This is a genomic window from Pseudoflavonifractor phocaeensis (assembly GCF_016901955.1).
Taxonomy (GTDB): domain Bacteria; phylum Bacillota; class Clostridia; order Oscillospirales; family Oscillospiraceae; genus Flavonifractor; species Flavonifractor phocaeensis_A.
The window spans coordinates 1-4347 of sequence record NZ_JACJLC010000142.1; the positions used below are offsets into that span (position 1 = coordinate 1).

A 4347-nucleotide genomic window follows, 5' to 3' on the forward strand; every position below is an offset into this window, starting at 1 on the left:
GTGGGAATCCGTCTCCTTTTGCTGGGAAAACGGATTGCCACGCCAGTGTGCGCACTGGCTCGCAATGACAGGTTTGTGCAAACTGTCAATTTTGCAACAGGCCCTTTTTTCTGTTCATGGATTGTCGGAGCGGAGCAGCTTGCGGCTGGCGTTCAGGGCGGGGATGAGGGTAAGGGCCTCGGTGAGGGGAAAGGCCAGCCAGATGCCGGTGACCCCAAAGAGGATCGCCATCACCAGCACCATGACCACGATGCCCACCCCGCCCCGGAACAGGGACAGGAGGAAGGAGGCCCGGGGCTGCTCGGCGGCCCCCAGGCAGGCGGCGACGATGATGTTGGGCCCGGCAAAGAGGAAACCGATGAAGTACAGCTTCAGGCCCTCCTGGGCCATCTGGGCCAGCACGGGGTCTCCGTCCCGGTTGAACAGGGCGGCCAGGGGGCCGGCGGCAAAGAAGGCCAGCAGGGCCAGAAAGAGTCCGACGGCCAGGGCGGTGCCCAAGGCCAGGCGGAAGAGCTTGGCCACCTGGACCCGGTCCCCCCGGCCCCAGGCCTGGCTCACCAGGGGCTGAGCCCCCTGGGACAGGCCGGTGAACAGGGACAGGGCCATGAGGGCCAGGTTGGCCACCACCCCGTAGGCCGCCACTCCGATGGTGCCGGCTGCCCGAAGCATGAGCATATTGTACACCGCGATGACCATGCAGGAGGTAAACTCATTGATGAAAGCGGCGCTGCCCAGGCCTGCCATATCCCCCAAGGCCCGGAGGGGAGCGGCGGGGACTGTGGGGCGGAACTGGTTCCGGCCGGTGAGCACGTGGAGGGAGGACAGGCACAGGCCGATGACCGGGGCGGTGCCGGTGGCCAGGGCGGCGCCGAAGATGCCCAGATCCAGAGGGAAGAGGAAGAGGTAGTCCAGCACGATGTTGGCCAGGCTGCCGGTAAGCATGGCGGTCATGGCCAGCTTGGGGTTGCCGTCGTTGCGGACAAAGGCGATCATCACCTGATTGAGGAGGAAGCAGGGGGCGAACATGAGCACCGTGCGCAGGTAGACGGCGCACAGGGGGAGGGAATCCCCCTCCGCTCCCAGCAGCCCGGCGATGGGTCCGGCGGCGAAGGCTCCCAGCAGGGCCAGCAGCAGTCCCAGCCCCGCTCCCCACAGCAGTGCCATGGTGAAGGCACGGTGGGCCCGTGGGTGATCCTCCTGATAGCGGCAGATGGAGTAGCGGGTGGCCCCGCCCATACCCAGCAAAATGCCCAGGCCGTTCACCAGTCCGAACACCGGGATGGCCAGGTTGAGGGCGGCCAGCCCGTCGGCCCCCAGCCGGTTGGCCACAAAATAGGTGTCGGCCATGATATAGCCCGACAGGCCCAGGGTCCCCAGCATATTCAGGGAAATATATTTGAAAAAGGTGCGTTCCATGGGAAAATCCTCCGTATCTGCCTGAAAAAACGTGCCTGATCTCTCCCTTCTAAGACCTGCGGGACAGAACCAGGCACGTTTACAGCGTCCACCCGGTGGCGGACGGTAAGCACAAAGGCATTCAGTTGTGAGAGACAGCATACCAGAGGAACGATCAAATGTCAACCCCGGGCAGGGAGGAGCTTATTGGGACAACTTATCCCGCAGCACCTGGTTGACCACGGCGGGGGCGGCCTGGCCCTTCAGCTGGCGCATAACCTGGCCCACCAGGAAGCCGAAGGCCTTTTCCTTGCCCGCCTTGAAGTCGGCCACGGATTTTTCATTGGCGGCCAGCACCTGCTCCACCACGGAGGTTACCAGGCCGGTGTCGGACACCTGCTCCAGACCGTGCTCCTTCACGTAGGCGTCCACATCCCCGTTGTCAGCAAAGACGGCCTCAAAGACCTTGACAGCGGTGTTGCGGTTGAGCTTGCCCTCCTTCACCAGGGCGATGAGCCGGGCCAGGGTGGCGGGGGTGAGCTTCATGTCCTTGGCCTCCAGACCGCCGGCGGACAGCTGGCCCATCACCTCGCCCATGATCCAGTTGGACACCTGCTTGGGCTCCGCACCCAGGGCTACGGTAGCCTCAAAGAAGTCGGCCAGGGCCTTCTGGCCGGTGATCATCTGGGCGTCGTAGGAGGGGAGACCCCAGTCGGCCTGATACCGGGCCTGTTTGGCGTCGGCCATCTCGGGCTGCTGGGCCCGCAGACGCGCAAGGTACTCCTCGCTGATCTCCAGGGGAGGGATGTCCGGCTCGGGGAAGTAGCGGTAGTCCTGGGCGTTTTCCTTGGAGCGCATGGCATAAGTGGCGTCCTTGTTCTCGTCCCACCGGCGGGTCTCCTGGACCACCCGCTTGCCCTCCTCCAGCAGCTCGATCTGCCGGCGGGCTTCGTACTGGATGGCCCGGGCGATGGCCTTGAAGGAGTTCAAGTTCTTCATCTCGGTACGGGTGCCAAATTCGGCGGAGCCCGCCGGACGTACCGACAGGTTCACGTCGCACCGCAGGGAGCCCTCCTGCATCTTGCAGTCGGACACGCCCAGATATTGCAGGGTGGAACGCAGCCGCTCCAGGTAGGAGATGACCTCCTCCGCCGAGCGGAAGTCGGGCTCGGTGACGATCTCGATGAGGGGCACGCCGCAGCGGTTGTAGTCGGCACGGGTCTGGTCCAGCCAGGGATCGTGGACCAGCTTGCCGGCGTCCTCCTCCATGTGCAGCTCATGGATGCGGATGGTCTTGCCGCCGATATCCACCTTGCCGTCCCGGCAGATGGGCAGGTAGAGCTGGGAGATCTGATAGGCTTTGGGCAGGTCGGGATAGAAGTAGTTTTTCCGGTCGAATTTACACCGGCGGGTGATGTCACAGTTGAGGGCCAGTCCGGCCTTTACCGCAAACTCCAGCACCTTCTCGTTGAGCACCGGCAGGGTGCCCGGCATGCCGGTACAGACGGGGCAGCAGTGGGTATTGGCCTCGCCGCCGAACTGGGTGGTGCAGGAGCAGAAGATCTTGGTTTTGGTGGCCAGCTCCACATGGGTCTCCAGGCCGATGACCGTTTCCCAGGTCATTCAAATCCCCCCTTTCGTTGTGACCTTCCCCCCACAGGGGGGAAGGTGGCCCGCAGGGCCGGATGAGGGGGCCCGGCGGTGCCAGTCGGTCTCCAGCTGGAAGGCATGGGCTCCGTTGAGCACCATGCCGTCCCCCAGCGCGGGGCCGATGAGCTGAGCGCCGATGGGCATGCCCCTGTCGTCAAAGCCGCAGGGCATGGACAGGGCGGGCAGACCCGCCAGGTTCACAGATACGGTGTAGATGTCGCTGAGGTACATTTTCAGGGGATCGGACAGGCTCTCCCCCAGCTTGGGGGCGGTGGTGGGGGCCACGGGGGTGAGGAGCAGGTCGTATTTGGTAAAAGCCTCATCAAAGGCGTTCTTGATGACCGCCTTCACCTGGAGGGCCTTTTTATAGTAGGCGTCGTAGTAGCCCGAGGACAGCACAAAGGTGCCCAGCAGGATGCGCCGCTTCACCTCAGCACCGAAGCCCTGGGTACGGGTCTTGCAGTAGAGGTCGGCCAGATCCTCATAGCCCTCTGCCCGCCAGCCATACTTTACCCCGTCGAACCGAGACAGGTTGGAGGAGGCCTCAGCGGCGGCGATAATATAGTAGGTGGGCACCACGTACTCCATGACGGGGAGGGCAAACTCCTCCACCACAGCTCCTCTGGCCTTCAGTACGTCGGCGGCGGCCAGGACGGCGGAGCGCACCTGGGGGTCCAGGCCCTCGCCGAAGCAGTCGACGGGCAGGCCGATCTTTTTGCCCGTCAAGTCTCCGGTAAGGCTGTTCAGCAGCCCTCCGGCGGGGACGTCCAGGCTGGTGCCGTCCCGGGGGTCACGGCCCTGGATCAGGTCCAGTACCGCGGCGCAATCGGCGGCGGAGCGGGCGATGGGGCCCATCTGGTCCAGGGAGGAGGCGTAGGCGATGAGGCCGTACCGGGACACGGAGCCGTAGGTGGGCTTCATGCCGGTGACGCCGCAGTAGGCGGCGGGCTGGCGGATAGAGCCGCCGGTGTCCGAGCCAATGGCGTACCACACCTCACCGGTCGCCACGGCGGCGGCGGCTCCGCCGGAGGAACCGCCGGATACCCGGGTCAGGTCCCAGGGATTTTTCACCGGGCCGTACCACGAGGTCTCAGAGGTGGAGCCCATGGCGAACTCGTCCATGTTCAGCTTGCCCATGGACACCGCCCCGGCGGCGGACAGGCGCTCCACGATGGTGGCGTCATAGCAGGGGAGGAAGCCATCCAGGATCTTGGAGGCGCAGGTGGTGGGGGCCCCTTTGGTGCAGATGTTGTCCTTGTATGCCATGGGCACTCCCGCCAGGGGGGAGGCGGACAGGTCGGC

The 4347-nt window shown here is 64.8% G+C and carries 3 protein-coding genes; all 3 read right to left on the bottom strand.

From position 1 onward, the window contains the following. Nucleotides 1–114: 114 nt before the first annotated feature. A complete protein-coding gene (locus H6B51_RS16375; RefSeq protein ID WP_204884669.1) occupies nucleotides 115–1416 on the bottom strand; it encodes an MATE family efflux transporter in 1302 nt (433 codons plus the stop codon). 183 nt (nucleotides 1417–1599) lie between these two features. Continuing rightward, the gene (gatB, locus tag H6B51_RS16380; protein ID WP_204884670.1) at nucleotides 1600–3018 is read right to left on the bottom strand and encodes an Asp-tRNA(Asn)/Glu-tRNA(Gln) amidotransferase subunit GatB; all 1419 of its coding nucleotides are present in this window, start codon (nucleotides 3016–3018) and stop codon (nucleotides 1600–1602) included. Further along, the coding region (gene gatA, locus H6B51_RS16385; RefSeq protein ID WP_243421371.1) for an Asp-tRNA(Asn)/Glu-tRNA(Gln) amidotransferase subunit GatA at nucleotides 3019–4347 on the bottom strand (1329 nt) is incomplete at its 5' end. It lies immediately after the preceding gene.